Below are 22,809 nucleotides of genomic sequence, written 5' to 3'. Positions count from 1 at the left end.
CGGAGATGCCATCACCGAAGAGGACGTTGCTTGAGGACCGTGTCACCGGGGCCCTCGTGGGCGCGGCCGTCGGCGACGCGCTCGGCGGCCCCGTGGAGGGCTACTCCCCCGAGCAGATCGCGGACCGGCACGGCGGCCCGGTCCACGGCATCGTCGGCCCCTGGCACGGCGACGCCTGGCGCACGGCCCGCCCCGTCGCCCCGTACCACAAGGGCGACGGACACGTCACCGACGACACCTTGATGACGCACGCGCTCGTCCGCGTGTACGCCGCCGTACGCGACCACCTGGACGCGTACGCGATCGCCGACCACCTGGTCCCCGACCTGATGACGAACCCGCGCTGGATCCCGGAGCTCGAAGCCGAGGCCCTGCCCCTGCACCGCCTCTTCCTCGCCGAGAAGTGGCTCGTCGCCCGGCTGCACTACGGCCACGTGGACCCCCGCGAGGCGGGCACCGGCAACATCGTCAACTGCGGCGCGGCGATGTACATGGCACCGGTCGGCCTGGTCAACGCCGCCCACCCCGAGGCCGCGTACGCCGAGGCCCTGGACGTGGCGGGCGCGCACCAGTCGTCGTACGGACGGGAGGCGGCGGGCGTCTTCGCGGCGGCCGTGGCGGCGGCCTGCGCGCCCGGCGCCACGCCCACCACGGTGATCGACGCCTGTCTGGCCCTGGCGAAGGACGGCACCCGGGCGGCGATCGAGGCGGTGGCGGACGCGGCGGCCCGCCACCGCGCGTACGAGACGGCGCTGCGCCCGCTGCGCGCGGCGGTCGCCCCCTTCGACACCGTCGGCCCCGACTACCGCGCGCCGTCCCTGGGCGCCCGCCGCCCTTCGCGGCTGCACGCCATCGAGGAACTCCCCGTCGCGCTCGGCATGCTGCTGATCGGCGACGGCGACTACCGCGCCACCGTGCTCGGCTCGGTGAACTACGGCCGCGACTGCGACTCGATCGCCACGATGAGCGGCGCGCTCGCGGGCGCCCTGCGCGGCGAGGCCGCCGTCCCGCCCGACTGGTCGAAGCGGGTGGCCGAGGCGAGCCGCCTGGACCTGCGCGCCCCGGCCCGCGCCCTGACGGCGGTCACCGAGGAGGTCTTCGCCAAGGACCGGGCCCGCCGCCGCGCCCACGAGCACGCGTTCGCGTCCCTGACGGGCGGCGCCCCCTGATGCGCCTCAGCTGGCTCCAGGCCGAGGACCTCATCGCCCACGAACTCCGCCAGGCCGAGGAGGAGGGCCGCGACGTCACCGCGGCCCGGGCCCGCTGGCTGGCCGCGGGCGGCGACCCGACCCCACCCCGCTCGGGCACGTCCCCCCATCCGGCCCCACCCCGCCTGCGGGCCCTGGCGGAAGACCTCTTGGCGGAATTGGACGGCGCGCAAGCGGACATCCAGCCCGTCCGGCGTGTGCGGACGAACGCGCAGCGCGATGAAGCGGGGTGCCAGGGGCGGCAGCCCCTGGTTTCGGGAAGGGGCGGGCCGGGGGCGCCCCCACGAGGGCACCGCGCCCGCGTCCACGCCGCCTGGCTCGGCCGCGCCGCGGGCTGCCTCCTGGGCAAACCCGTGGAGAAGCTCCCCCGGCACGCCATCCGCGCCCTCGCCGAAGCCGCGGGCAACTGGCCCCTGACCACCTGGTTCACCGCCCGGGGCGTCCCGCCCGAGCTCCTCGCCCGCCACCCCTGGAACCGCCGCTCCGCCCCCACCTCCCTGGCCGAGAACATCGACGGCATGCCGGAGGACGACGACCTCAACTACCCGCTCCTGAACCTGCTGCTCCTGCGCCGCCACGGCCCCGGCTTCACCACGGCGGACGTGGCCGCGCTCTGGCTAGACGAGCTCCCCGCCGCCCGCACCTTCACCGCCGAGCGCGTCGCGTACCGCAACCTCCTCAACGGCGTCGTACCGCCCCGCACGGCCCGGCACCGCAATCCGTTCCGCGAGTGGATCGGCGCCCTGATCCGCGCCGACGTGCACGGCTGGACCCACCCCGGCGACCCCGCGGCGGCCGCCGAACAGGCCCGGCGGGACGCGTGTCTGACCCACACCGGCAACGGCGTGTACGGCGCGATGTTCGCGGCGGCCACCATCGCCCGGGCCGCGTCCGGGAGCGGCGACGTCCACCACTGCCTGGCGGCGGGCCTGACGGTGGTCCCGCCGGAGTCCCGCCTCGCCCGCGCCGTCGGGCACGGCATCGAACTGGCCCGTACGACACGCCGCTTCGACGACGTCGCCGACGCCCTGCACGCCGCGTACGGCCACTACCACTGGGTCCACGTCGTGCCGAACGCGGCCCTGCTCGCGGCCGCCCTCACCCACGCCGACGGCGACTTCACCGGCTCCATCACGCGCGTGGTCTCCGGCGGCTGGGACACGGACTCCAACGGCGCGACGGCCGGTTCGGTCGCGGGCCTGCTCGCCGGGCACCCGGACGCGCTCCCGGCCCGCTGGACCGCCCCGCTGAAGAACCGCCTGTCCACGTCCGTCGGCGCCTTCGACGGCGTCGGCTTCGACGAACTGGCCGACCTGACCACCCAACTGACCCAGCATCACCAGCCCCATCACCAGCACCATCGCCTCGTAGAGGAGACGTCCCCCTGATGGCCCCCCACATCGTCGTCCTGGGCAGCACCAACATGGACCTGGTCGCCTACGTGCCCGAGGCCCCGCGGCGCGGCGAGACCGTCACCGGCCGCGCGTTCCGCACCTTCCCCGGCGGCAAGGGCGCCAACCAGGCCGTCGCCGCGGCCCGCGCGGGCGCCACCGCCTCGATGATCGGCGCGGTCGGCACCGACGCCTTCGGCGGCCGGCTGCGCACCGCCCTGGAGCACTCGGGCGTGGACACCGACCTGCTGCGCACCGTGGAGGGCGCGACCGGCACCGCGCACATCGTCGTCGACGACGACGGCGGCAACGCGATCGTGGTCGTGCCCGGCGCCAACGCCACGCTGACCGGCCTGACCCACGGCGACGAGGCGCTCATCGCCTCCGCGGACCTGCTCCTGCTCCAGCTGGAGATCCCGCTCGACGGCGTCGTCGCCGCCGCCCGCTACGCCCGCGACCACGGCGTGCGCACCGTCCTCACCCCGGCTCCCGCGCAGCCCCTGCCGCCCGAACTCCTCGACACCACCGACCTGTTGATCCCCAACGAGCACGAGGCCACCGTCCTCACCGGCGCTGCGGACCCGCACGCGGCGGCCCACGCGCTCCTCGACCGGGTCCCGGAGGTCGTCGTCACGCTCGGCGCCGAGGGCAGCCTGTACGCGGCGCGCGGCGCCGAGCCGGTCACGGTGCCCGCGCCCCGGGTCACGGCCGTGGACACCACGGGCGCGGGCGACACCTTCGTGGGCGCGCTCGCGGTGGCGCTCGGCGAGGGCAGGCCGATGCCGGCCGCGCTCGGCTGGGCCTCGGCGGCCGCCGCGCTGTCCGTGCAGCGCCCGGGCGCGGCCGCCGCCATGCCGTACCGCACGGAGATCGACGCGGCGGCGGGCGCCGGGACCGGCGCGGCGGCGGAGGCCGGACGGTGACGCGGCCCCCGCTGGACGGCCTGCGCGTCGTCGACCTCGCCACCCTCTTCGCGGGGCCCCTGGCCGCCACCTTCCTCGGCGACTTCGGCGCGGACGTCATCAAGGTCGAGCACCCCACGCGCCCCGACCCGTCCCGGGGCCACGGCCCGGCGAAGGACGGCGTCGGCCTGTGGTGGAAGCTGCTCGGCCGCAACAAGCGCACGATGACGCTCGACCTGTCGACGCCCGGCGGCCGGGCCACCCTGCTGCGCCTGGCCGCCGACGCGGACGTGCTCGTGGAGAACTTCCGCCCGGGCACCCTGGAGAAGTGGGACCTGGGCTGGGACGAGCTGAGCGCGGCCAACCCGCGCCTGGTCCTGGCCCGCGTCACGGGCTTCGGGCAGTTCGGGCCGTACGCGCGCCGCCCCGGCTTCGGCACCCTCGCCGAGGCGATGAGCGGCTTCGCCGCGGTGACCGGCGAGCCCGGCGGGCCGCCCACGCTGCCGCCGTTCGGCCTCGCGGACTCCATCGCGGGGCTCGCCACGGCGTACGCGGTGATGACGGCCCTTGCGGCCCGCGAGCGCACGGGCCGGGGTCAGGTCGTCGACATGGCGATCATCGAGCCGATCCTCACGGTCCTCGGCCCGCAGCCGCTCTGGTACGACCAGCTGGGCCACGTACAGCCGCGCACCGGCAACCGCTCGACGAACAACGCGCCCCGCAACACCTACCGCACGGCCGACGGCGGCTGGGTCGCGGTGTCCACGTCGGCCCAGTCGATCGCGGAACGCGTCCTGCGCCTGGTCGGCCGCCCCGAGCTGACCGACGAGCCGTGGTTCGCCACGGGCGCCGGCCGCGCCGCCCACGCGGACGTCCTCGACGAGGCCGTCGGCTCCTGGATCGCCCGGCACACCCGCGCCGAGGTCGTCGAGGCCTTCGAGAAGGCGGAGGCGGCGGTGGCCCCGGTCCAGGACGTACGGGACGTGATGACGGACCCGCAGTACGCGGCCCTCGGCACCCTCGCCACGGTCCCCGACCCGGAGCTCGGCCCGCTGCGCATGCAGAACGTGCTGTTCCGCCTCTCCGAGACGCCCGGCGCGATCCGCTGGGCGGGCCGCCCGCACGGCGCCGACACCGACGAGATCCTCACCGGGCTCGGCCTGACGGCCGCGGAGATCGCTTCGCTGCGCACGGCGGGCGCCCTGTGAGGCCGCTTCCGCTGACCTGGCTGTACGTCCCCGGCGACCGGCCCGAGGTGGTGGCCAAGGCCCTGGTGGCGGGCGCGGACGTGGTCATCGTCGACCTGGAGGACGCGGTGGCTTTGGACCGCAAGGCCTACGCCCGCGCGGCCACCGCCGAGCTGCTCGCCGAGCCGGGCCCCGTACCGGTCCACGTCCGCGTGAACGCCCTCGGCACTCCCCCGTCCGACGCCGATCTGGCGGCGCTCGCCCCGCTGCCCGGCCTCGCGGGCCTGCGGCTGCCCAAGGTCGCCTCGGCCGCCGACGTGATCCGCACCGCCGAGCGGGCCGCTCCCCTGGACGGCGGCGCCCCCGCCCTGTACGCCCTGCTGGAATCCGCCCTGGGCGTGGAGCGGGCCTTCGCCGTCGCGACCGCCCATCCGGCGCTGCGCGGTGTGTCCATCGGCGAGGCGGACCTCCGCGCCGACCTCGGCGTACGGGACGAGGCGGGGCTGGACTGGTGCCGCTCCCGCGTGGTCGTGGCGGCCCGGGCGGCCGGACTGCCGCCGCCCGCCCAGTCGGTCTACCCCGACGTCCGCGACCTGGACGGCCTCACGGCGTCCTGCGCCCGGGGCCGCGCCCTGGGGCTGCTCGGCCGCGCGGCGATCCACCCGCGCCAGCTGCCGGTGATCGAGCGCGCCTATCTGCCGACACCGGAGGAGGTCGAGCGGGCGGAGGAGGTCCTCAAGGCGGCGGCCGCGGAGCAGGGGGCGCAGGCGCTCCCCGACGGCCGCTTCGTGGACCGCGCAGTGGTGGAGCAGGCCCACCGGACCCTCGCCCTGTCCCGGCGCACGCCGTAGCCGCCCCGGCCTCAGCCCTTGGAGGCGGACTCCGCCTCGCCGTCGGACCCGGCCTTGTCCAGTCCGGCCTTCTCGGCCCCGGTCTTCTGGGCCCCGGCCTTGGACAGGGCGTCCGACGGTTCGGCCTTCTCGCTGTCGGGGGTGGCTCCGCCGGGCAGCGGTTCCACGATCTCCTCGCGCCCCGGCCGCAGCCGGGCCGACAGCACGAGGTACACCACGGCGAGCACGAAGACCAGCAGCGCCGTCCAGTTGTTCAGGCGCAGGCCGAGGAATTCGTGCGCGTCGTCGACGCGCATGTACTCGATCCAGAAGCGGCCCACACAGTACGAGGCGACGTACAGCGCGAAGGCCCGGCCGTGGCCCAGCTTGAAGCGCCGGTCCGCCCAGAGGACGAGCAGTCCGACGCCGACGCACCACAGCGACTCGTACAGGAACGTCGGGTGGTAGGTGCCGGGGACGCGGCCGTCGTCCGAGCTGGTGATCTTCAGCGCCCAGGGGACGTCGGTCGCCCTGCCGTACAGCTCCTGGTTGAACCAGTTGCCCCAGCGGCCGATCGCCTGGGCGAAGGCGATGCCGGGGGCGAGCGCGTCGGCCCAGGCGGGCAGCGGGATGCCGCGCCTGCGGCATCCGATCCAGGCGCCGACCGCGCCGAACGCGATCGCGCCCCAGATGCCGAGGCCGCCCTCCCAGATCTTGAAGGCGTCCACCCAGTCACGGTCGTCGCCGAAGTACAGCTGGTAGTCCGTGATCACGTGGTAGAGGCGGCCGCCGACCAGGCCGAAGGGCACCGCCCAGACAGAGATGTCGGCCACGGTGCCGGGCTGCCCACCACGGGCGACCCACCGCTTGTTGCCGAGCCACACGGCGACGAACACGCCGATGATGATGCAGAACGCGTAGCCGCGCAGCGGGATGGGGCCGAGGTCGACCACTCCGCGCGAGGGGCTGGGGATGTAGGCAAATTCCATGGCAGGGTCGACGCTACCCTGCCGGGCGGGGGCGGCGGCAACCAGCCCGACAACGGGTCCGCAACAGGGGCCCGGCGGCGGGTCAAGATCCGGTCGCCGCCGGGCGGGCGCCCGCTAGCCGTTCGCCTTCTCCACGGCGGCCTTGAGCTTGGCGGGGGTCAGCGGGTTCTTCTGGTCCCCGAAGATGTTCTTCCCGTCGAGCAGGACCGTGGGCGTGCCGCGCAGGCCCGCGTCCTCGAAGGCCTTGTCGGACTTGGTCACCCAGCTGTTGTGCGTGCCGTCGGTGACGCACTTCTTGAAGGCGGCCGTGTCGAGCCCCCCGACCTTGCCCGCGAGCTCGATCAGCTTGTCGTTGTCCGCGAAGGCGTCGTCGGTCTCCATGGGCTGGTTCTCGAACAGCACGTCGTGGTACGGCGCGAACTTGCCCGCGTCCTGGGCGCAGGCCGCGGCGTTGGCGGCGCGCAGGGAGCCGGAGCCGCCCATGTTGTCGTCGATGAGGGTCGCGAGGTGGTACTGGACCTTCAGGCTGCCCTTGCCCACGAGGTCATTGATCGTCGAACGGTAGCCGTCCTCAAACTGCTTGCAGGCCGGGCAGCGGAAGTCCTCCCAGACGGTGAGGGTGGACTTGGCGCCGTCCTTGCCCGACTGGATGGCCAGCTCGTCCTTGCCCACCGCGCCCGTGGGGGCGACGAGCGGGCCCGAGGTGTCCTTCTTCTTGTCGTCGTCCCCCGCGTTGGCCGCGAGCAGGCCGCCGACCGCGGCCAGGGCCAGGACGCCGACGACGGCGGCGCTCACCAGCAGCGCGCGGCGCCGCTTGTCGCTTCTCTTCTGCCGCTCGCGCTCCTCGGCCAGGCGCTCCCGGGCCGTGCGCTTACCCTCACGGTTCTTCTCGCTCATACGGGACCAAACGAACCGGGGAGGCGCGAGCGCGCCTCCCCGGTCCAGGTCCACCCGTACGAGCTACCGCCCGTACTACAAGCTCTCGCGCACGCCCCGGGCCAGCTCGCCCGCGAGGTCGCGCACCGCCGTCAGGCCCGCCGTCTCGTCCTTCGCGTCGAGCATCCGCTGGACGAAGGCCGAGCCGACGATGACGCCGTCGGCGAAGCCCGCCACCTCGGCGGCCTGCTCGGCGTTCGAGACGCCGAGGCCGACGCAGACCGGCAGGTCGGTGGTGGCGCGGGTGCGCCGGACCAGGTCCGCGGCCTGCGCGCCGACCGAGACGCGGGTGCCGGTGACGCCCATCAGGGAGGCGGCGTACACGAAGCCGGAGCCCGCCGCCGTGATCGTCGCGAGCCGCTCGTCCTTGCTGCTCGGCGCGACGACGAAGACGGTGGCCAGGTCGTGCTTGGCCGCGTGCTCGCGCCACAGCGCCGACTCCTGGACGGGCAGGTCGGGCAGGATGCAGCCCGCGCCGCCCGCCTCGGCGAGCTCGGCGGTGAAGCGCTCCACGCCGTAGCGGTCGATGGGGTTCCAGTACGTCATGACGAGGACCGGCTTGCCCGTCGCCGCGTGGGCCTCGCGCACCGTGCGCAGCACGTCCGCGATCTTGACGCCGCCGCGCAGGGCGATGTCGTCGGCGGTCTGGATGACCGGTCCGTCGAGGACGGGGTCGCTGTGCGGCAGGCCCACCTCCACGACGTCCGCGCCGCCGCCGAAGACGGCCTTGATCGCCTCGATGCCGCCGTCCACGGTCGGGAAGCCCGCGGGCAGGTACGCGATGAGCGCGGCCCGGCCCTCGGCCCTGGCGGCGGCGAGGGTGTCGCTCAACAGCTGGACGTTGCCGCTCACTTGGCGTCCTCCTCGATCTCGGCGGTGCCCGCGGCGTCCGCGGCGACCTCGGCGTCGGTCTCGTACAGGCCGAAGTAGCGCGCGGCCGTGTCCATGTCCTTGTCGCCGCGCCCGGAGAGGTTGACGACGATCAGGCCGTCCTTGCCCAGCTCCCGGCCGACCTCCAGGGCGCCCGCGAGCGCGTGGGCGCTCTCGATCGCCGGGATGATCCCCTCGGTGCGGGAGAGCAGGCGCAGGGCCTGCATGGCGGCGTCGTCCGTGACGGCCCGGTACTCGCCGCGGCCGCTGTCCTTGAGGAAGGCGTGCTCCGGGCCGATGCCCGGGTAGTCGAGCCCCGCCGAGATGGAGTACGGCTCGGTGATCTGGCCCTCCTCGTCCTGGAGGACGTAGGAGCGCGAGCCGTGCAGGATGCCCGGCTCGCCCGCGGTCAGCGTGGCCGCGTGCTCGCCGGTCTCGACGCCGTGGCCCGCGGGCTCGCACCCGATGAGCCGGACGCCGGTGTCCGGGATGAAGGCGTGGAAGAGGCCGATGGCGTTGGAGCCGCCGCCGACGCAGGCGATCGCGGCGTCGGGAAGGCGTCCGGCCCGCTCCAGGACCTGCCGCCGGGCCTCGACCCCGATGACGCGGTGGAAGTCCCGCACCATGGCGGGGAACGGGTGCGGTCCGGCCACGGTCCCGAACAGGTAGTGGGTGTGGTCCACGTTGGCGACCCAGTCGCGGAAGGCCTCGTTGATGGCGTCCTTCAGCGTGCGGCTGCCGGACTTCACCGCGATGACCTCGGCGCCGAGCATCCGCATGCGGGCGACGTTCAGCGCCTGGCGCCGGGTGTCGATCTCGCCCATGTAGATGGTGCAGTCGAGGCCGAAGAGCGCGCAGGCCGTCGCCGTGGCGACGCCGTGCTGGCCCGCGCCGGTCTCGGCGATCACCCGGGTCTTGCCCATCCGCCGGGTGAGCAGGGCCTGCCCGAGTACGTTGTTGATCTTGTGGGAGCCGGTGTGGTTGAGGTCCTCCCGCTTGAGGAAGACGCGGGCGCCACCGGCGTGCTCGGCGAACCTCGGCACCTCGGTGAAGGCGCTGGGGCGGCCCGTGTAGTTCACGAGCAGGTCGTCGAGCTCCCGGGCGAACTCGGGGTCGGCCTTCGCCTTGTCGAACTCGACGGCCACCTCGTCGACTGCCGCGACCAGGGCCTCCGGGATGAACTTGCCGCCGAAGGCGCCGAAGTAGCCTTCGGCGCTGGGGACTTGGCCGTCCGGGTCCGGGATGAAGAACTCGCTGGGCATGTGCTGGGTACCTCATTGTCTGCGTGGGCGAACGTGGGTGACCGTCTGCGCGCAGCCGCGTCGCGGCGGAACCTCCCACCCGCTCCGGGGGTCCGGGGGCAGAGCCCCCGGTCTCGGGAAGGGGTGGGCTTGGGGAACCAAAGTCCGCCGCGACGGCGAGCAACCCCGGCAGAGCGGTCCGGCGGTGCCGGACCAGCCGCACGCGGGGGTCAGGGGCGCGCGCCGCCCGGGCGCCATCGCATCCCGTTCACCTGCCCGGGCTCGTCCCCGATGACGTACCGCACGCGCCGCCCGTGCACCCGCCGCGCGGGCGCCCGGCAGCCACGCGGCCGGCACCCGCGGGCGAGGCGGGCGTACGGGTCGCGCGTGGCGGCGAGGCGTTCGGCGGACATGGGCCGGGTCAGCTCCGGCCGTGCCGCAGGGCCGGGTGGGCGCCCGCCGCGACCAGGTCGGACACGGCGGCCCTCGGGTCGCGGCCGGTGACGAGGGACTCGCCCACGAGCACCGCGTCGGCGCCCGCGTTCGCGTAGGCGATGAGGTCGTGCGGCCCGCGCACGCCGGACTCGGCGATCTTCACCACGGAGTCGGGCAGCTCGGGCGCGACGCGCTCGAACGTGGCGCGGTCGACCTTGAGGGTCTTCAGGTCGCGCGCGTTCACCCCGATGACGCGGGCGCCCGCGTCGAGGGCGCGCTCGGCCTCGTCCTCGTCGTGGACCTCCACGATCGGGGTGAGGCCGATGGACTCGGCGCGCTCGATCAGCGACTCGAGGGCGGGCTGGTCGAGGGCCGCGACGATCAGCAGGGCGAGGTCGGCGCCGTACGCGCGGGCCTCCCACAGCTGGTACGAGGTGACGATGAAGTCCTTGCGGAGCACCGGGATGTCGACCTTGGCGCGCACGGCCTCCAGGTCGGCGAGCGAGCCGCCGAAGCGGCGCTCCTCGGTGAGCACGGAGATGACGGCGGCGCCGCCCGCCTCGTAGTCGGCGGCGAGGCCCGCCGGGTCGGCGATCGCGGCGAGCGCGCCCTTGGACGGGCTGGAGCGCTTGACCTCGCAGATGACCTTGACGCCGTCACCGCGCAGTGCGGCCGCGCCGTCCTTGGCCGCCGGGGCCTTCGCCGCGCGCTCCTTGAGCTCGTCGAGGCTGACGCGCGCCTGCCGCTGTGCGAGGTCGGCACGGACTCCGTCGATGATCTCGTCGAGCACACTCACGCGAGCGGCCCCCTTCCCTGCTTTCCGATGGTCACTGCGATGGTATCCGCAGCACGGCGTAGTACTCGCATCCGGTTGACGAGGCTCTCACTACCTGGACTCTACGCCGGTTCAGCGGGGGCCTCCCGGGGGCCGCTAGGGGTGCAGCCAGGACCCGAACGGCAGATTGCGTACGAGGGTGAAGATCGCGAGGACGGTGCCGACGGCCCACAGCTGGGCCCGGCCGAGCTCGATCCGCACGGGTCTGCCGCGCACCGCCCGGACGGCCCAGAGCACCCACAGGACGGCGAACAGGCCGTAGCCGACGACGGCGACGGCGTTGGCGCCGAGGGCCGTGGTGAGGTCGCCGTGGGCGAAGGCGTACGCGCTGCGCAGCCCGCCGCAGCCGGGACAGTAGACGCCCGTGAAGTACAGCAGCGGGCAGGTCGGGTAGTGGCCCGGCTCGTTGGGGTCGACGGTGGCGACGTACGCGAAGGCGGCGGCGACGGAGCCGAGCACGCCGAGCGGCACGGCGAGGCGGCGCAGCGCGGGGCCCGCGCCCGTGGGCACGGCGGTCTCCTGTTCGGCGGTCACCGGGGCATTGTCCCCCGCGGGCCGCCGGGGCGCCGTCCGGGCACCCGGGCGGTACGCCGACGGGGCGGCCGGACGAGTGTCCCGGCCGCCCCGTCGGCGTACGCGCGCGGTCAGCTCTCGGAGCCGGCCACCTGGTGCTGGTGCGGCTTCTGCCCGAAGCCCGCGAGGCGCATCGCGCCGCCGACGATGCCGCCGACGAGGATGATCGCCATGCCGGCCCAGAAGCCGACGGGCTTCGCCATCACCATGAAGGCACCCGCGACGCAGAAACCGATGAAGGCGATGATGACACCGGTCCAGGCGGCCGGGGTGTGTCCGTGGCCATGTCCCGCCATGACTTGCTCCTCGTTAGCTGTGGCTGTGCGTGTGTTGAACGCTGGGTCCATTGTCCCGTACGCGGGATCATGCCCTGTGCCGGGGTGTCCCGGCCGGTCGGCACGGCCGCTAGCCGGCCTGTGTCGGGTCCTCGCCCCGGTCGATGGCCTTCCACAGGTCCTCGGGGCGGTCGGGGTCCGGGGCACGGCGGGCCCGCGGGCGCGGGGCGCCGTCGCGCTCGTAGCGGCCGGACATGGCGGGCCAGGCGCGGCCGCGGGTCAGGGCGAGCAGCCCCGCGGCCAGGATGAGCACGCCGGCGGCCACGGCCGCGTACGGCCAGCCGGTGTGGCTGAGCCCGGCGACCTCGGCCGCGGCGTCGCCGGAGGCGGTCGCGGCCTTGTCGTCGAGGGCCGCGCGGTCGCTCGCGCCGAGCAGCGCCGCGACGGCGATGCCGACGCCGCTGAGGGCGAGCAGCGCCGACACGAGCACGCGCCCGGCGCGGCGGACGGCGAAGACCGCGACGAGCGCGGCCAGGCCGACTATCGCGAGCGCGGCGGGCACGCCCGTGACGTCGCTGCCCTTTGCGGTCAGCGGGAAGTCGCCGCCCGCGACGGCCGTGGAGCCGTGCGCCCAGGACTGCCGGGAGGCGAGCAGCGCGAGGGCCGCGCCCGCGGCGCCGAGCAGCAGGGCGGCGGCGAGGCTGCGGCGGCCGCCGCCGCGCGCGGTACGGCCCGCGGCGGCCTGGGGTGCGTCCTCGGTACGGGGCGTCGGCAGGGCAGAAGTCACCCGTCCACTATCCCTCACGGCCCGCGGCGGCGTGCAGGCGGTTCGCGGTATGGATGGCGCGGAGCACGGCGGCGGCCTTGTTGCGGCACTCGGTGTCCTCGGCGACGGGGTCGGAGTCGGCGACGACGCCCGCCCCGGCCTGGACGTAGGCGGTGCCGTCGCGCAGGAGCGCGGTGCGGATGGCGATGGCGGTGTCGGAGTCGCCCGCGAAGTCGAGATAGCCGACGCAGCCGCCGTACAGGCCGCGCCGGGCGGGTTCGAGCTCGTCGATGATCTGCATCGCGCGGGGCTTGGGGGCGCCGGAGAGGGTGCCCGCGGGGAAGCAGGCGGTGAGCACGTCGAAGGCGGAGCGGTCGGCGGCGACGCGGCCGGTGACCGTCGAGACGATGTGCATGACGTGGGAGTACTTCTCGATGGACATGAAGTCCACGACCTCGACGGAGCCCGGCTCGCAGACCCGCCCGAGGTCGTTGCGGCCGAGGTCGACGAGCATCAGGTGCTCGGCGCGCTCCTTGGGGTCGGCGAGAAGCTCGTCGGCGAGCTCCTGGTCCTCCTTGGGCGTGGCGCCGCGCGGGCGGGTCCCGGCGATGGGGTGCACCATGGCGCGCCCGTCCTCGACCTTGACCAGGGCCTCGGGGCTCGATCCGACGACGTCGAACCCGTCGAAGCGGAGCAGGTACATGTACGGGGAGGGGTTGGTGGCCCGCAGCACCCGGTAGACGTCCAGGGCGCTGGCCGCGCAGGGCGTCTCGAACCGCTGCGAGGGCACGACCTGGAAGGCCTCGCCCGCGCGGATGCGCTCCTTGATGTCCTCGACGGCGGCCTGGTACTCAGGGCCGCCCCAGCGGGCGGTGAACTCCGGCAGCGCGGAGGGCGGAAGGGCGGCCGGGGGCTGCGCGACCGGCCGTGACAGATCGGCCTCCATGGCGTCGAGCCGGGCCACGGCGTCGGCGTGGGCCTCGTCGACGCCGGTGTCGAGGTCGTTGTGGTTGATCGCGTTGGCGATGAGCAGGACCGAGCCGTCCCAGTGGTCGAGCACGGCGAGGTCGCTGGTCAGCAGCATGGTCAGCTCGGGCAGGCCGAGGTCGTCGACCTCGCCGGGGCCGATCTTCTCCAGGCGGCGCACGATGTCGTAGCCGAGGTAGCCGACCATGCCGCCGGTGAAGGGCGGCAGGCCCTCGGCCCCGGTGAGGTCGCGCGGGGTGTGCAGGGCGGCGACGGTGGCGCGCAGCGCGGCGAGCGGGTCGCCGGACGTGGGCACGCCGACCGGCGGGGTGCCCAGCCAGTGGGCCTCGCCGTCGCGCACGGTCAGGGCGGCGGAGCTGCGCACGCCGACGAAGGAGTAGCGAGACCAGAGGAAGTCGGCGCGGCCGTTCTCCGCGGACTCCAGGAGGAAGGTGCCGGGCCGCTCGGCGGCGAGCTTGCGGTAGAGCCCGACCGGGGTGTCGCCGTCGGCGAGGAGCCGGCGGCTGACGGGGATCACTCGGCGGTCGGCCGCGAGCTTGCGGAAGGTCTCAAGATCCATGGGGCGACCCTACTGGCCGAGCGGGAGCACGTCGGCGTCGAAGCAGGTGCGCGTGCCCGTGTGGCAGGCGGCGCCGACCTGGTCGACCTTGACGAGGACGGTGTCGGCGTCGCAGTCGAGGGCGACGGACTTCACGTGCTGGACGTGTCCGGAGGTGTCCCCCTTGACCCAGTACTCCTGGCGGCTGCGCGACCAGTAGGTGCAGCGTCCGGTGGTCAGGGTGCGGTGCAGCGCCTCGTCGTCCATCCAGCCGAGCATCAGCACCTCACCGGTGTCGTACTGCTGGGCGACGGCGGGGAAGAGGCCGTCGGCGCCGCGCTTGAGGCGGGCGGCGATCTCGGGGGCGAGGCTGCTGGGTGCGGGCGTGCTGCTCATGCCCGCCATTGTGCCGCGCCCGGGCGGCGCGCCCCGCGGAGGTCCACTGTGCGGACCGCACGCGCGGTCGTACGCTGGCTCCCATGTCGACCCATGCCAAGCGTGAACGACTCCTTCTCGCGGACCTCCTGGAGGCGGCGGGACCGGACGCACCGACCCTGTGCGAGGGCTGGAGCACCCGTGATCTCGCCGCGCACGTGGTGGTGCGCGAGCGGCGCGCGGACGCCGCGGGCGGAATCCTGATCAAGCAGCTCGCGTCCCGTCTGGAGCGGGTGCAGGCCGAGTTCGCCGCGAAGCCGTACGAGGAACTGATCCAGCTGATCCGCACGGGCCCGCCACGGTTCTCGCCCTTCAATCTGAAGCAGGTCGACGAGGCGGCGAACGCCGTGGAGTTCTACGTCCACACCGAGGACGTGCGCCGCGCCGAGCCCGGCTGGACCCCGCGCGACCTCGACCCCGTCTTCTCCGACGCCCTGTGGGCACGCCTGGAGCGCACGGCCCGCGTCATGGGCCGCAAGGCGCCCGTGGGCCTGGTCCTGCGCCGGCCCGACGGCCAGACGGCGGTGGCCCACCGCGGCACTCCGGTGGTCACGGCAACCGGGGAGCCCGCCGAGCTCCTGATGTTCGTCTTCGGCCGCCAGGAGGTGGCGGACGTGGAGCTGGAGGGCGACAAGGAGGCCGTGGCCAAGCTCCACGAGACCAAGCAGCTGGGCCTCTAGCGCCGCCGGGCGGCGGGGGCCGCGGGGCGGGTCAGCGCACCGGGTGCCCCGCCGTCCGCAGGGTCTCCTTCACCTCGCCGATCCGCAGGTCGCCGAAGTGGAAGACGGACGCGGCGAGGACCGCGTCGGCGCCCGCGGCCACGGCGGGCGGGAAGTGGTCGAGGCGGCCCGCGCCGCCGGAGGCGATGACGGGCACGGTGACGTGCTTGCGGACGGCCTCGATCATGTCGAGGTCGTAGCCGTCCTTGGTGCCGTCGGCGTCCATCGAGTTGAGCAGGATCTCGCCCGCGCCGAGCTCGGCGGCCCGGTGGGCCCACTCGACGGCGTCGATCCCGGCGGACTTCCGGCCGCCGTGCGTGGTCACCTCGAAGGTGCCCGACTCCGTGCGGCGGGCGTCCACCGACAGGACGAGGACCTGGCGGCCGAACCGCTCGGCGATCTCGCGGATCAGGTCGGGGCGGGCGATGGCGGCGGTGTTCACGCCGACCTTGTCGGCGCCCGCGCGCAGCAGCTTGTCGACGTCCTCGGCGGTGCGCACGCCGCCGCCGACGGTGAGCGGGATGAAGACCTGCTCGGCGGTGCGGCGGACCACGTCGTAGGTGGTCTCGCGGTTGCCGGACGAGGCGGTGATGTCCAGGAAGGTCAGCTCGTCGGCGCCCTCGGCGTCGTAGACCTTCGCCATCTCGACGGGGTCGCCCGCGTCGCGCAGGTTCTGGAAGTTGACGCCCTTGACGACCCGGCCGTTGTCGACGTCCAGGCAGGGGATGACTCGGACGGCGAGCGTCACGATGGTGCTCCTTGAGGGACTTCTCGGAATGCTTCGAGTTCTACTTCGACCAGGATGCGCGGGTCGACGAAGCCGGACACGACCACGAGGGTGGTGACCGGGCGCACGGAGTCGAAGAACTCCCGGTGGGCCCGGCCCACGTCGTCGACGTCCCGCGCATGGGTCAGATACATGCGGGTGCGGATCACGGAGTCGGCGCCGAGGCCGAACTCCCCGAGCGCTTCGAGGGCGTTCGCGAAGGCCGTCCTGGCCTGTTCGTAGGGGTCGCCCTCGCCGTGCAGGACGTCGCCCCGGAAGGCCGTGGTCCCGCCGACCACGACCCGGTCGCCCGCCGCGACGGCGCGTGCGGAACCGAAGGCCTCTTCCCAAGGGCTGTTGCTCTGCACGCGCCGTACACCGGTCATCGGGACACGGCCTCCAGGGCCTCTTCGAGGGTGAACGCCTTCGCGTACAGCGCCTTGCCGACGATGGAGCCCTCGACGCCCTGCGGGACGAGCTCGGCGATGGCGCGCAGGTCGTCCAGGGACGAGACGCCGCCGGAGGCGACGACCGGGCGGTCGGTGGCCGCGCAGACGGTGCGCAGGAGCTCCAGGTTCGGGCCCTGGAGCGTGCCGTCCTTGGCGATGTCGGTGACCACGTAGCGGGCGCAGCCCTCGGCGTTGAGGCGCTCCAGGGTCTCGTACAGGTCGCCGCCGTCGCGGGTCCAGCCGCGGCCGCGCAGCGTGGTGCCGCGCACGTCGAGGCCGACGGCGATCCTGTCGCCGTGCTCGGCGATGACCTTGGCGACCCACTCGGGGGTCTCCAGGGCGGCCGTGCCGAGGTTGACGCGGGTGCAGCCGGTGGCGAGCGCGGCGGCCAGCGAGGCGTCGTCGCGGATGCCGCCGGAGAGCTCGACCTTGATGTCCATGGCTCCGGTGACCTCGGCGATCAGGTCGCGGTTGTCGCCGGTGCCGAAGGCCGCGTCGAGGTCGACCAGGTGCAGCCACTCGGCGCCCGCGCGCTGCCAGGCGAGGGCGGCCTCCAGGGGGGAGCCGTACGAGGTCTCCGTGCCGGACTCGCCGTGCACGAGGCGGACGGCCTGTCCGTCGCGGACGTCGACGGCCGGGAGGAGTTCGAGCTTCGGGGCCGTGAGAGGGGCCATCAGAGGGTTCCGATCCAGTTCTTCAGCAGCTGCGCTCCGGCGTCGCCGGACTTCTCGGGGTGGAACTGCGTGGCCCACAGGGCGCCGTTCTCGACGGCCGCCACGAAGGGCGAGCCGTGGGTGGCCCAGGTGACCTTGGGGGCGCGCATGGCGGGGTTCGCGGTCTCCAGGGACCAGTCCTGGACGGCGTAGGAGTGCACGAAGTAGTAGCGCTCGTCCGCGGCCAGGCCGCGGAACAGCTCGGAGCCCTCGGGGGCCTCGACCGTGTTCCAGCCCATGTGAGGCACGACGTCGGCCTTCAGGGGCTCGACGGTGCCGGGCCACTCGTCGAGGCCCTCGGTCTCGACGCCGTGCTCGATGCCCTGCGCGAAGAGGATCTGCATGCCGACGCAGATGCCCATGACGGGGCGGCCGCCGGACAGGCGGCGCCCGACGAGCCAGTCGCCGCGCACGGACCGCAGGCCCCGCATGCAGGCGGCGAAGGCGCCCACGCCGGGCACCAGGAGGCCGTCGGCGTTCATGGCCGTGTCGTAGTCACGGGTGATCTCGACGTCGGCGCCCACGCGCGCGAGGGCGCGCTCGGCGGACCGTACGTTCCCGAAGCCGTAGTCGAGGACGACGACCTTCTTGGCGGATCCGGCGGAGGTCAATTCCACACCTCCAGGCGGACGATGCCCGCGAGCAGGCACATGCCCGCGCCGATGGAGAGCAGCGTGATCAGGCTCTTGGACTGCTTCTGCTTGGCGAAGGAGTAGACGCCGCCGAGCAGGAAGAGCCCGACGAAGATCAGCATGGTGGAGATGCCGTTCATGCGGTTTACAGCGCTCCCTTGGTGGAGGGGAGGATGCCGGCGGCGCGCGGGTCGCGCTCGCTGGCGTACCGCAGCGCTCGCGCGAGGGCCTTGAACTGGCACTCGACGACGTGGTGGGCGTTGCGCCCGTACGGCACGTGGATGTGCAGGGCGATCTGTGCCTGGGCGACGAAGGACTCGAAGATGTGCCGGGTCATCGTCGTGTCGTACTCGCCGATCATCGGGGCCAGGTTCTCGGGCTCCGTGTGGACGAGGTACGGGCGGCCGCTGAGGTCGACCGTGACCTGGGCGAGGGACTCGTCGAGCGGCACCGTGCAGTTGCCGAAGCGGTAGATGCCCACCTTGTCGCCGAGCGCCTGCTTGAAGGCGGCGCCGAGCGCGAGGGCGGTGTCCTCGATGGTGTGGTGGCTGTCGATGTGCAGGTCGCCCTCGGTCTTGACCGTGAGGTCGAACAGGCCGTGGCGGCCGAGCTGGTCGAGCATGTGGTCGTAGAAGCCGACCCCGGTCGACACGTCGACCTTGCCGGTGCCGTCGAGGTCGATCTCGACGACGACCGAGGTCTCCTTGGTGGTCCGTTCGACACGGCCTAGGCGGCTCATGCTCCCTGCTCCTTCTTGAGTGCGCGTACCGCATCGAGGAACGCGTCGTTTTCGGCGGGGGTTCCCGCGGTCACCCGCAGCATGCCGGGCACGCCGTTGTCGCGGACGAGGACCCCGTGGTCGAGGATCCGCCGCCAGGCGCGGTGGGCGTCGGCGAACCGCCCGAACTGGACGAAGTTGGCGTCCGACTCCGTCACTTCGAAGCCGAGGTCCCGCAGCCCGGTGACGAGGCGGTCGCGCTCGGCCTTGAGCTGCTCGACGTATCCGAGGAGGGTGTCCGTGTGCTCCAGGGCGGCGAGCGCGGTGGCCTGGGTGACGGCCGACAGGTGGTACGGCAGGCGCACCAGCTGGACGGCGTCCACGACCGCCGGGTCGGCGGCCAGATAGCCGAGGCGCAGGCCCGCGGCGCCGAACGCCTTGGACATGGTGCGCGAGACCACCAGGTGCGGCCGCCCTTCGAGCAGCGGAAGGAGCGACTCGCCGTGGCTGAACTCCACGTACGCCTCGTCGACCACGACCATGGACGGCTTGGCGGCCTGGGCGGCGTCGTACAGGGCGATGACGGCCTCGCGCGGGACGGCGTTGCCCGTGGGGTTGTTGGGCGTAGTGATGAAGACGACGTCCGGGGCGTTCTCGGCGATGGCCGTGGCGGCGGCCTCCACGTCGATCGTGTAGTCGTCGTTCCGCGGCCCGGAGATCCAGCCGGTGCCGGTGCCGCGCGCGATCAGGGCGTGCATCGAGTACGAGGGCTCGAAGCCGATGGCGGTGCGGCCCGGGCCGCCGAAGGTCTGCAGGAGCTGCTGGATGACCTCGTTCGAGCCGTTGGCCGCCCAGACGTGGGCGCGGGTGACCTCGTGGCCGCCGGTGCGGGTCAGATAGGCGGCGAGCTGGGTGCGCAGCTCGACGGCGTCCCGGTCGGGGTAGCGGTTCAGGGAGCGCGCGGCCTCGCGGACGCGCTCGGCGATGCGCTCGACGAGGGGCTCGGGCAGCGGGTAGGGGTTCTCGTTGGTGTTCAGGCGGACGGGGACGTCCAGCTGGGGCGCGCCGTACGGGGACTTGCCGCGCAGCTCGTCCCGTACGGGGAGGTCGTCGATGTGCAGGGAGCTCACTGGCCGGGCACCTTCCAGCCGAACCTGGCCTTGACGGCGGCGCCGTGCGCGGGCAGGTCCTCCGCCTCGGCGAGCGTCACCACGTGGTGCGCGACCTCGGCGAGGGCGTCGCGGGTGTAGTCCACGATGTGGATGCCGCGCAGGAAGGACTGGACCGACAGGCCCGAGGAGTGGCAGGCGCAGCCGCCGGTGGGCAGGACGTGGTTGGAGCCCGCGCAGTAGTCGCCGAGCGAGACCGGCGCCCACGGGCCGACGAAGATCGCGCCCGCGTTCTTCACCCGGTCCGCGACGGCGGGCGCGTCGGCGGTCTGGATCTCCAGGTGCTCGGCGCCGTACGCGTCGACGACGCGCAGGCCCTCCTCCAGGCCGTCCACGAGCACGATCGCGGACTGGCGGCCGCTCAGGGCGGGCGCGATCCGGTCCTCGACGTGCTTGGTGGCGGCGACCTGCGGCTCCAGTTCCTTGACGACCGCGTCGGCGACCGCCACGGAGTCCGTGACCAGGACGGCGGCCGCGAGCGGGTCGTGCTCGGCCTGGCTGATCAGGTCGGACGCGATGTGCGCCGGGTCCGCGGTGTCGTCGGCGAGGACCGCGATCTCCGTCGGGCCCGCCTCGGTGTCGATGCCGATGCGGCCGGTGAAGTACCGCTTGGCGGCGGCGACCCAGATGTTGCCGGGCCCGGTGACCATGTTGGCCGGGGCGCACTCCTCCGTGCCGTACGCGAACATCGCCACGGCCTGGGCGCCGCCGACCGCGTACACCTCGTCGATGCCGAGGAGGGCGCAGGCGGCGAGGATCGTCGGGTGCGGAAGGCCGTCGAAGTCGGCCTGCGGGGGCGAGGCGAGGGCCATGGAGGCGACGCCCGCCTCCTGCGCGGGCACCGCGTTCATGATCACGGAGGAGGGGTAGACGGACCGGCCGCCCGGGGCGTAGAGGCCCACGCGCTCGACCGGCACCCACTTCTCGGTGACCGAGCCGCCGGGCACGACCTGGGTGGTGTGCGGGGCGCGGTGCTGGGCGCGGTGGACGGTGCGGGCCCGGCGGATGGACTCCTCCAGGGCGGCGCGCACGTCCGGGTCGAGGCCCGCGAGGGCCTTGGCGAGCGCGGCCGCGGGCACCCGGACCCGCTCCAGGCGCACGCCGTCGAACTTCTCCGCGTACTCGATCAGCGCCGCGTCGCCGCGATGATGCACGTCTTCGCAGATGGGCCGCACCTTCTCCAGGGCGGCCGCGACATCGAAGTCGGCACGGGGCAGCAGGGCGCGCAGCGCGGGGCCCTCGGGGAGGGCCTCGCCGCGCAGATCGATTCGAGAGATCACATGGCCAATTCTCGCAGACGGCCGTGAGCGGCCGGTCGGCCGTATCAGTGAGTGATACGAGACCGCTCGGCGAGACGCCCCCGGCGGAGCCTCGGGTTCCGAATCCGGCCGGATTCCCGGAAGGCGCTCTTCACCACTAGCGTTCACCCGGTCACTGAACGGGCATGAACAGGTGTACGAGACACGGACGTGCCCCGAAGCGGCGCGGGCACCGCGCGACCGGCCACGACGGACGAGCAGCCGGTCGACAGCCCCCCACGGCAGAGGCAGCACCCACGAAACACCCAAGGCACTCTCAGGGAGGACGCACCAGTGGTCGACGACACCGGCATCGGCGACCCGCCGGACGGGCTGACCGCCGCGGAGATCGGGATGTGGCAGGCGTTCCGCAACGGCACGGTGTACGACCTGAGGTCGGGCAACGCCACGGTCGACGATCCGCACGGCGCCCACCCCTGGGGCCCCGAGCGCAGCGTGCGGGCCCGCATCCTGGCCTGGCTGCTCCTCGACGGGCCGCCCGCGCTCGCGGGCCGGGTGTCGTCCCTGAAGCTCACGGGCGTACGGATCACGGACGTCCTGGACCTCGCGGGCGGCACGGTGGTGCCGTACACGGAGCTGAAGGGCTGCCGCTTCGAGAAGGAGGTCCTCCTGCCCGAGGCCCGCTTCACCACGCTGCGCATGGTCGACTGCTCCATCCCCCGCCTGGAGGCCGCCCGGCTGCACACCGAGGGCGATCTGCACCTGCCCCGCTGCCGCATCCACAACGGCATGCGCCTGACCGACGCCCACATCGGCACGGACCTGCTGCTCAACCAGGCCGTCGTCTACCGCGACCGGCGCACCCGCTCGCTGATGGCCGACGGCATGACCGTCGGCCAGGACCTCCAGGCCGAGATGCTGGAGTCGCACGGCGAGCTGCGGCTGCGCGGCGCGAAGGTCGGCGTCAGCCTGAGCCTGCGCGGCAGCCGCCTGGCCAACCCCTACGGCCGCTACGCCCTGAACGCCCCGCAGCTCACCGTCGAGCGCACCCTGTACCTGACGCCCGCGGGGGTCGGCAATCCGCCGCAGACCAGCGGCACGACGCCCGCGCGCGGGACCCGCGTCCAGCGCTTCAGCTGCGAGGGCGGCATCCGCCTCGACGACGGGCGCTTCGGCGACGCGGTGGACTTCGGCCAGGCCCGCTTCACGCTCAAGGACGACCAGGAGGTGTCGCTGCGCCGGGTGCAGACGCCCGAGCTGCGCTTCCTCGGCGAGGCCCCGCAGCGCGGCAGGGTCGTCCTGTCCGGCGCCCGCGTCGTCAACCTGATGGACCGGGCGACGAGCTGGCCCGGCCCCGGCGCCCTCCAGATGGGCGGCTTCACGTACGAGAACCTCATCCCGCAGAGCGGCTTCCCGCTGTCGCGGCGCCTGGAGTGGGTGGCCGCGGCCACCGCCGAGTACAACCCCGAGCCGTACGAGAAGCTCGCCGCCGTCCTGCGCAACGGCGGCGAGGACGCCGACGCCCGCGAGGTCCTGCTCGCCAAGCAGCGCCGCCGCCGCGAGACGCTGCCGCTGGCGGCCAAGCTCTGGGGATACGCGCAGGACTGGACGGTGGCCTACGGCTACCGGCCGGGCCGGGCCGCGCTGTGGATGGCGGTCCTGTGGGCGGCGAGCGCCATCGCCTTCTCCCGCGCCGACCACCCGCCCCTCAAGGAGGGCGAGCACCCCGACTGGAACCCGGCCCTGTTCGCCCTCGACCTGCTCCTGCCCGTCATCGACCTGGGCCAGGACACCTACTGGCAGCTCCGCGGCGGCTGGCAGTGGTTCGCGGCGGCCCTGATCCTGACGGGCTGGATCCTGGCGACGACGGTGGCGGCAGGCGCGACGCGCCTGCTCCGCAGGAACTGACGGTTTCCTGCTGGATGGTGCCGCTTGCGGCAGTTCTCAGCCCGTCCGGCGTTTGAGGACGAGGCGCGGAGCGCCGAC

Annotated in this window: 26 protein-coding genes; 7 read left to right on the top strand and 19 right to left on the bottom strand. The window is 73.9% G+C overall.

Translation table 11 applies throughout. The annotated features are described in order from the left end of the window. Positions 1-26: 26 nt before the first annotated feature. The 5 genes from AC5WAM_RS30805 to AC5WAM_RS30785 are packed head-to-tail and all read left to right on the top strand — an operon-like array spanning position 27 to position 5,539. Complete coding sequence (locus AC5WAM_RS30805; protein WP_495519534.1) at positions 27-1,169, top strand: ADP-ribosylglycohydrolase family protein; 1,143 nt, start codon at positions 27-29, stop codon at positions 1,167-1,169. Then, positions 1,169-2,596: an ADP-ribosylglycohydrolase family protein gene (locus tag AC5WAM_RS30800; RefSeq protein ID WP_495519533.1), complete on the top strand. Its 1,428-nt coding sequence runs from the start codon at positions 1,169-1,171 to the stop codon at positions 2,594-2,596. The genes AC5WAM_RS30805 and AC5WAM_RS30800 overlap by 1 nt, the downstream gene beginning before the upstream one ends. Continuing rightward, on the top strand, positions 2,596-3,522 hold the full coding sequence (rbsK, locus tag AC5WAM_RS30795; RefSeq protein ID WP_495519532.1) for a ribokinase: 927 nt from the start codon (positions 2,596-2,598) through the stop codon (positions 3,520-3,522). The genes AC5WAM_RS30800 and rbsK overlap by 1 nt, the downstream gene beginning before the upstream one ends. Further along, a complete protein-coding gene (locus tag AC5WAM_RS30790; protein ID WP_495519531.1) occupies positions 3,519-4,709 on the top strand; it encodes a CaiB/BaiF CoA transferase family protein in 1,191 nt (396 codons plus the stop codon). Before rbsK ends, AC5WAM_RS30790 begins: the two co-directional genes overlap by 4 nt. Continuing rightward, positions 4,706-5,539: an HpcH/HpaI aldolase/citrate lyase family protein gene (locus AC5WAM_RS30785; RefSeq protein WP_366790730.1), complete on the top strand. Its 834-nt coding sequence runs from the start codon at positions 4,706-4,708 to the stop codon at positions 5,537-5,539. Before AC5WAM_RS30790 ends, AC5WAM_RS30785 begins: the two co-directional genes overlap by 4 nt. Before the next feature lie 11 nt (positions 5,540-5,550). Here the strand turns inward: AC5WAM_RS30785 and lgt are convergent, their stop codons facing one another. The 11 genes from lgt to hisI form a co-directional block, all read right to left on the bottom strand. After that, complete coding sequence (gene lgt / locus AC5WAM_RS30780; RefSeq protein ID WP_495519530.1) at positions 5,551-6,507, bottom strand: prolipoprotein diacylglyceryl transferase; 957 nt, start codon at positions 6,505-6,507, stop codon at positions 5,551-5,553. 114 nt (positions 6,508-6,621) lie between these two features. Beyond that, a complete protein-coding gene (locus AC5WAM_RS30775; protein WP_366790732.1) occupies positions 6,622-7,404 on the bottom strand; it encodes a DsbA family protein in 783 nt (260 codons plus the stop codon). A 75-nt stretch (positions 7,405-7,479) separates the two neighbouring features. Further along, entirely contained in the window at positions 7,480-8,295 is an 816-nt protein-coding gene (trpA, locus tag AC5WAM_RS30770; RefSeq protein WP_495519529.1) for a tryptophan synthase subunit alpha, read from the bottom strand. Then, complete coding sequence (gene trpB / locus AC5WAM_RS30765; RefSeq protein WP_495519528.1) at positions 8,292-9,575, bottom strand: tryptophan synthase subunit beta; 1,284 nt, start codon at positions 9,573-9,575, stop codon at positions 8,292-8,294. The genes trpA and trpB overlap by 4 nt, the downstream gene beginning before the upstream one ends. 209 nt (positions 9,576-9,784) lie before the next feature. Continuing rightward, positions 9,785-9,967 carry a tryptophan biosynthesis modulator TrpM gene (trpM, locus tag AC5WAM_RS30760; RefSeq protein WP_366790735.1) on the bottom strand — a complete coding sequence of 61 codons (183 nt, stop codon included), beginning with the start codon at positions 9,965-9,967 and terminating at the stop codon, positions 9,785-9,787. An 8-nt stretch (positions 9,968-9,975) separates the two neighbouring features. Next, positions 9,976-10,785, bottom strand: a complete 810-nt coding sequence (gene trpC / locus AC5WAM_RS30755; RefSeq protein ID WP_495519527.1) for an indole-3-glycerol phosphate synthase TrpC — start codon at positions 10,783-10,785, stop codon at positions 9,976-9,978. Positions 10,786-10,920: 135 nt separating this feature from the next. After that, positions 10,921-11,358: a DUF2752 domain-containing protein gene (locus tag AC5WAM_RS30750; protein WP_495519526.1), complete on the bottom strand. Its 438-nt coding sequence runs from the start codon at positions 11,356-11,358 to the stop codon at positions 10,921-10,923. Between the two features lie 110 nt (positions 11,359-11,468). Continuing rightward, entirely contained in the window at positions 11,469-11,693 is a 225-nt protein-coding gene (locus AC5WAM_RS30745; protein ID WP_366790737.1) for an HGxxPAAW family protein, read from the bottom strand. A gap of 109 nt (positions 11,694-11,802) precedes the next feature. Then, positions 11,803-12,459, bottom strand: coding sequence for a TIGR02234 family membrane protein (locus AC5WAM_RS30740; protein WP_366790738.1), 657 nt, complete (start codon positions 12,457-12,459; stop codon positions 11,803-11,805). Between the two features lie 7 nt (positions 12,460-12,466). Further along, a complete protein-coding gene (locus tag AC5WAM_RS30735) occupies positions 12,467-13,984 on the bottom strand; it encodes an anthranilate synthase component I (protein WP_366790739.1) in 1,518 nt (505 codons plus the stop codon). 9 nt (positions 13,985-13,993) lie between these two features. Beyond that, a complete protein-coding gene (gene hisI / locus AC5WAM_RS30730; protein WP_495519525.1) occupies positions 13,994-14,359 on the bottom strand; it encodes a phosphoribosyl-AMP cyclohydrolase in 366 nt (121 codons plus the stop codon). Positions 14,360-14,442: 83 nt separating this feature from the next. Between hisI and AC5WAM_RS30725 the strand changes: the two genes are divergently transcribed. Further along, complete coding sequence (locus AC5WAM_RS30725) at positions 14,443-15,078, top strand: TIGR03085 family metal-binding protein (protein WP_495519524.1); 636 nt, start codon at positions 14,443-14,445, stop codon at positions 15,076-15,078. A 31-nt stretch (positions 15,079-15,109) separates the two neighbouring features. Here the strand turns inward: AC5WAM_RS30725 and hisF are convergent, their stop codons facing one another. Genes hisF through hisD form a run of 8 tightly spaced genes read right to left on the bottom strand, consistent with a single transcriptional unit; the run spans position 15,110 to position 20,844 of the window. Beyond that, the gene (gene hisF, locus AC5WAM_RS30720; RefSeq protein WP_366790742.1) at positions 15,110-15,865 is read right to left on the bottom strand and encodes an imidazole glycerol phosphate synthase subunit HisF; all 756 of its coding nucleotides are present in this window, start codon (positions 15,863-15,865) and stop codon (positions 15,110-15,112) included. Then, positions 15,862-16,269 (bottom strand): RidA family protein, encoded by a 408-nt coding sequence (locus AC5WAM_RS30715; protein ID WP_366790743.1) that lies wholly within the window; start codon positions 16,267-16,269, stop codon positions 15,862-15,864. Before AC5WAM_RS30715 ends, hisF begins: the two co-directional genes overlap by 4 nt. Further along, positions 16,266-17,006 (bottom strand): bifunctional 1-(5-phosphoribosyl)-5-((5-phosphoribosylamino)methylideneamino)imidazole-4-carboxamide isomerase/phosphoribosylanthranilate isomerase PriA, encoded by a 741-nt coding sequence (priA, locus tag AC5WAM_RS30710; RefSeq protein WP_366790744.1) that lies wholly within the window; start codon positions 17,004-17,006, stop codon positions 16,266-16,268. The genes AC5WAM_RS30715 and priA overlap by 4 nt, the downstream gene beginning before the upstream one ends. Next, positions 17,006-17,656, bottom strand: coding sequence for an imidazole glycerol phosphate synthase subunit HisH (gene hisH, locus AC5WAM_RS30705; RefSeq protein ID WP_216677545.1), 651 nt, complete (start codon positions 17,654-17,656; stop codon positions 17,006-17,008). The genes priA and hisH overlap by 1 nt, the downstream gene beginning before the upstream one ends. Continuing rightward, positions 17,653-17,817, bottom strand: coding sequence for a CG2302 family histidine operon protein (locus tag AC5WAM_RS30700; protein WP_171075704.1), 165 nt, complete (start codon positions 17,815-17,817; stop codon positions 17,653-17,655). The genes hisH and AC5WAM_RS30700 overlap by 4 nt, the downstream gene beginning before the upstream one ends. A 5-nt stretch (positions 17,818-17,822) precedes the next feature. Further along, a complete protein-coding gene (gene hisB, locus AC5WAM_RS30695) occupies positions 17,823-18,416 on the bottom strand; it encodes an imidazoleglycerol-phosphate dehydratase HisB (protein ID WP_366790746.1) in 594 nt (197 codons plus the stop codon). Further along, positions 18,413-19,525 carry a histidinol-phosphate transaminase gene (locus AC5WAM_RS30690; RefSeq protein WP_495519523.1) on the bottom strand — a complete coding sequence of 371 codons (1,113 nt, stop codon included), beginning with the start codon at positions 19,523-19,525 and terminating at the stop codon, positions 18,413-18,415. Before AC5WAM_RS30690 ends, hisB begins: the two co-directional genes overlap by 4 nt. Continuing rightward, complete coding sequence (gene hisD / locus AC5WAM_RS30685; RefSeq protein ID WP_495519522.1) at positions 19,522-20,844, bottom strand: histidinol dehydrogenase; 1,323 nt, start codon at positions 20,842-20,844, stop codon at positions 19,522-19,524. The genes AC5WAM_RS30690 and hisD overlap by 4 nt, the downstream gene beginning before the upstream one ends. Before the next feature lie 372 nt (positions 20,845-21,216). Between hisD and AC5WAM_RS30680 the strand changes: the two genes are divergently transcribed. Continuing rightward, positions 21,217-22,731, top strand: a complete 1,515-nt coding sequence (locus tag AC5WAM_RS30680; RefSeq protein ID WP_495523677.1) for an oxidoreductase — start codon at positions 21,217-21,219, stop codon at positions 22,729-22,731. The last annotated feature ends 78 nt before the right edge of the window (positions 22,732-22,809 follow it).

The organism is Streptomyces sp. JLYT201 (assembly GCF_059448825.1).
Note: the sequence above shows the minus strand (reverse complement) of the source record. Positions and strands in the feature narration are given on the sequence as shown.

Coding starts and splice junctions, on each gene's coding strand:
- hisB (WP_366790746.1), bottom strand. CDS start 18,416: ATGAGCCGCCTAGGCCGTGTCGAACGGACCACCAAGGAGACCTCGGTC.
- lgt (WP_495519530.1), bottom strand. CDS start 6,507: ATGGAATTTGCCTACATCCCCAGCCCCTCGCGCGGAGTGGTCGACCTC.
- AC5WAM_RS30735 (WP_366790739.1), bottom strand. CDS start 13,984: ATGGATCTTGAGACCTTCCGCAAGCTCGCGGCCGACCGCCGAGTGATC.
- AC5WAM_RS30715 (WP_366790743.1), bottom strand. CDS start 16,269: ATGACCGGTGTACGGCGCGTGCAGAGCAACAGCCCTTGGGAAGAGGCC.
- AC5WAM_RS30700 (WP_171075704.1), bottom strand. CDS start 17,817: ATGAACGGCATCTCCACCATGCTGATCTTCGTCGGGCTCTTCCTGCTC.
- AC5WAM_RS30725 (WP_495519524.1), top strand. CDS start 14,443: ATGTCGACCCATGCCAAGCGTGAACGACTCCTTCTCGCGGACCTCCTG.
- AC5WAM_RS30775 (WP_366790732.1), bottom strand. CDS start 7,404: ATGAGCGAGAAGAACCGTGAGGGTAAGCGCACGGCCCGGGAGCGCCTG.
- AC5WAM_RS30745 (WP_366790737.1), bottom strand. CDS start 11,693: ATGGCGGGACATGGCCACGGACACACCCCGGCCGCCTGGACCGGTGTC.
- trpB (WP_495519528.1), bottom strand. CDS start 9,575: ATGCCCAGCGAGTTCTTCATCCCGGACCCGGACGGCCAAGTCCCCAGC.
- AC5WAM_RS30680 (WP_495523677.1), top strand. CDS start 21,217: ATGTGGCAGGCGTTCCGCAACGGCACGGTGTACGACCTGAGGTCGGGC.
- AC5WAM_RS30800 (WP_495519533.1), top strand. CDS start 1,169: ATGCGCCTCAGCTGGCTCCAGGCCGAGGACCTCATCGCCCACGAACTC.
- trpM (WP_366790735.1), bottom strand. CDS start 9,967: ATGTCCGCCGAACGCCTCGCCGCCACGCGCGACCCGTACGCCCGCCTC.
- priA (WP_366790744.1), bottom strand. CDS start 17,006: ATGGCCCCTCTCACGGCCCCGAAGCTCGAACTCCTCCCGGCCGTCGAC.
- hisI (WP_495519525.1), bottom strand. CDS start 14,359: ATGAGCAGCACGCCCGCACCCAGCAGCCTCGCCCCCGAGATCGCCGCC.
- rbsK (WP_495519532.1), top strand. CDS start 2,596: ATGGCCCCCCACATCGTCGTCCTGGGCAGCACCAACATGGACCTGGTC.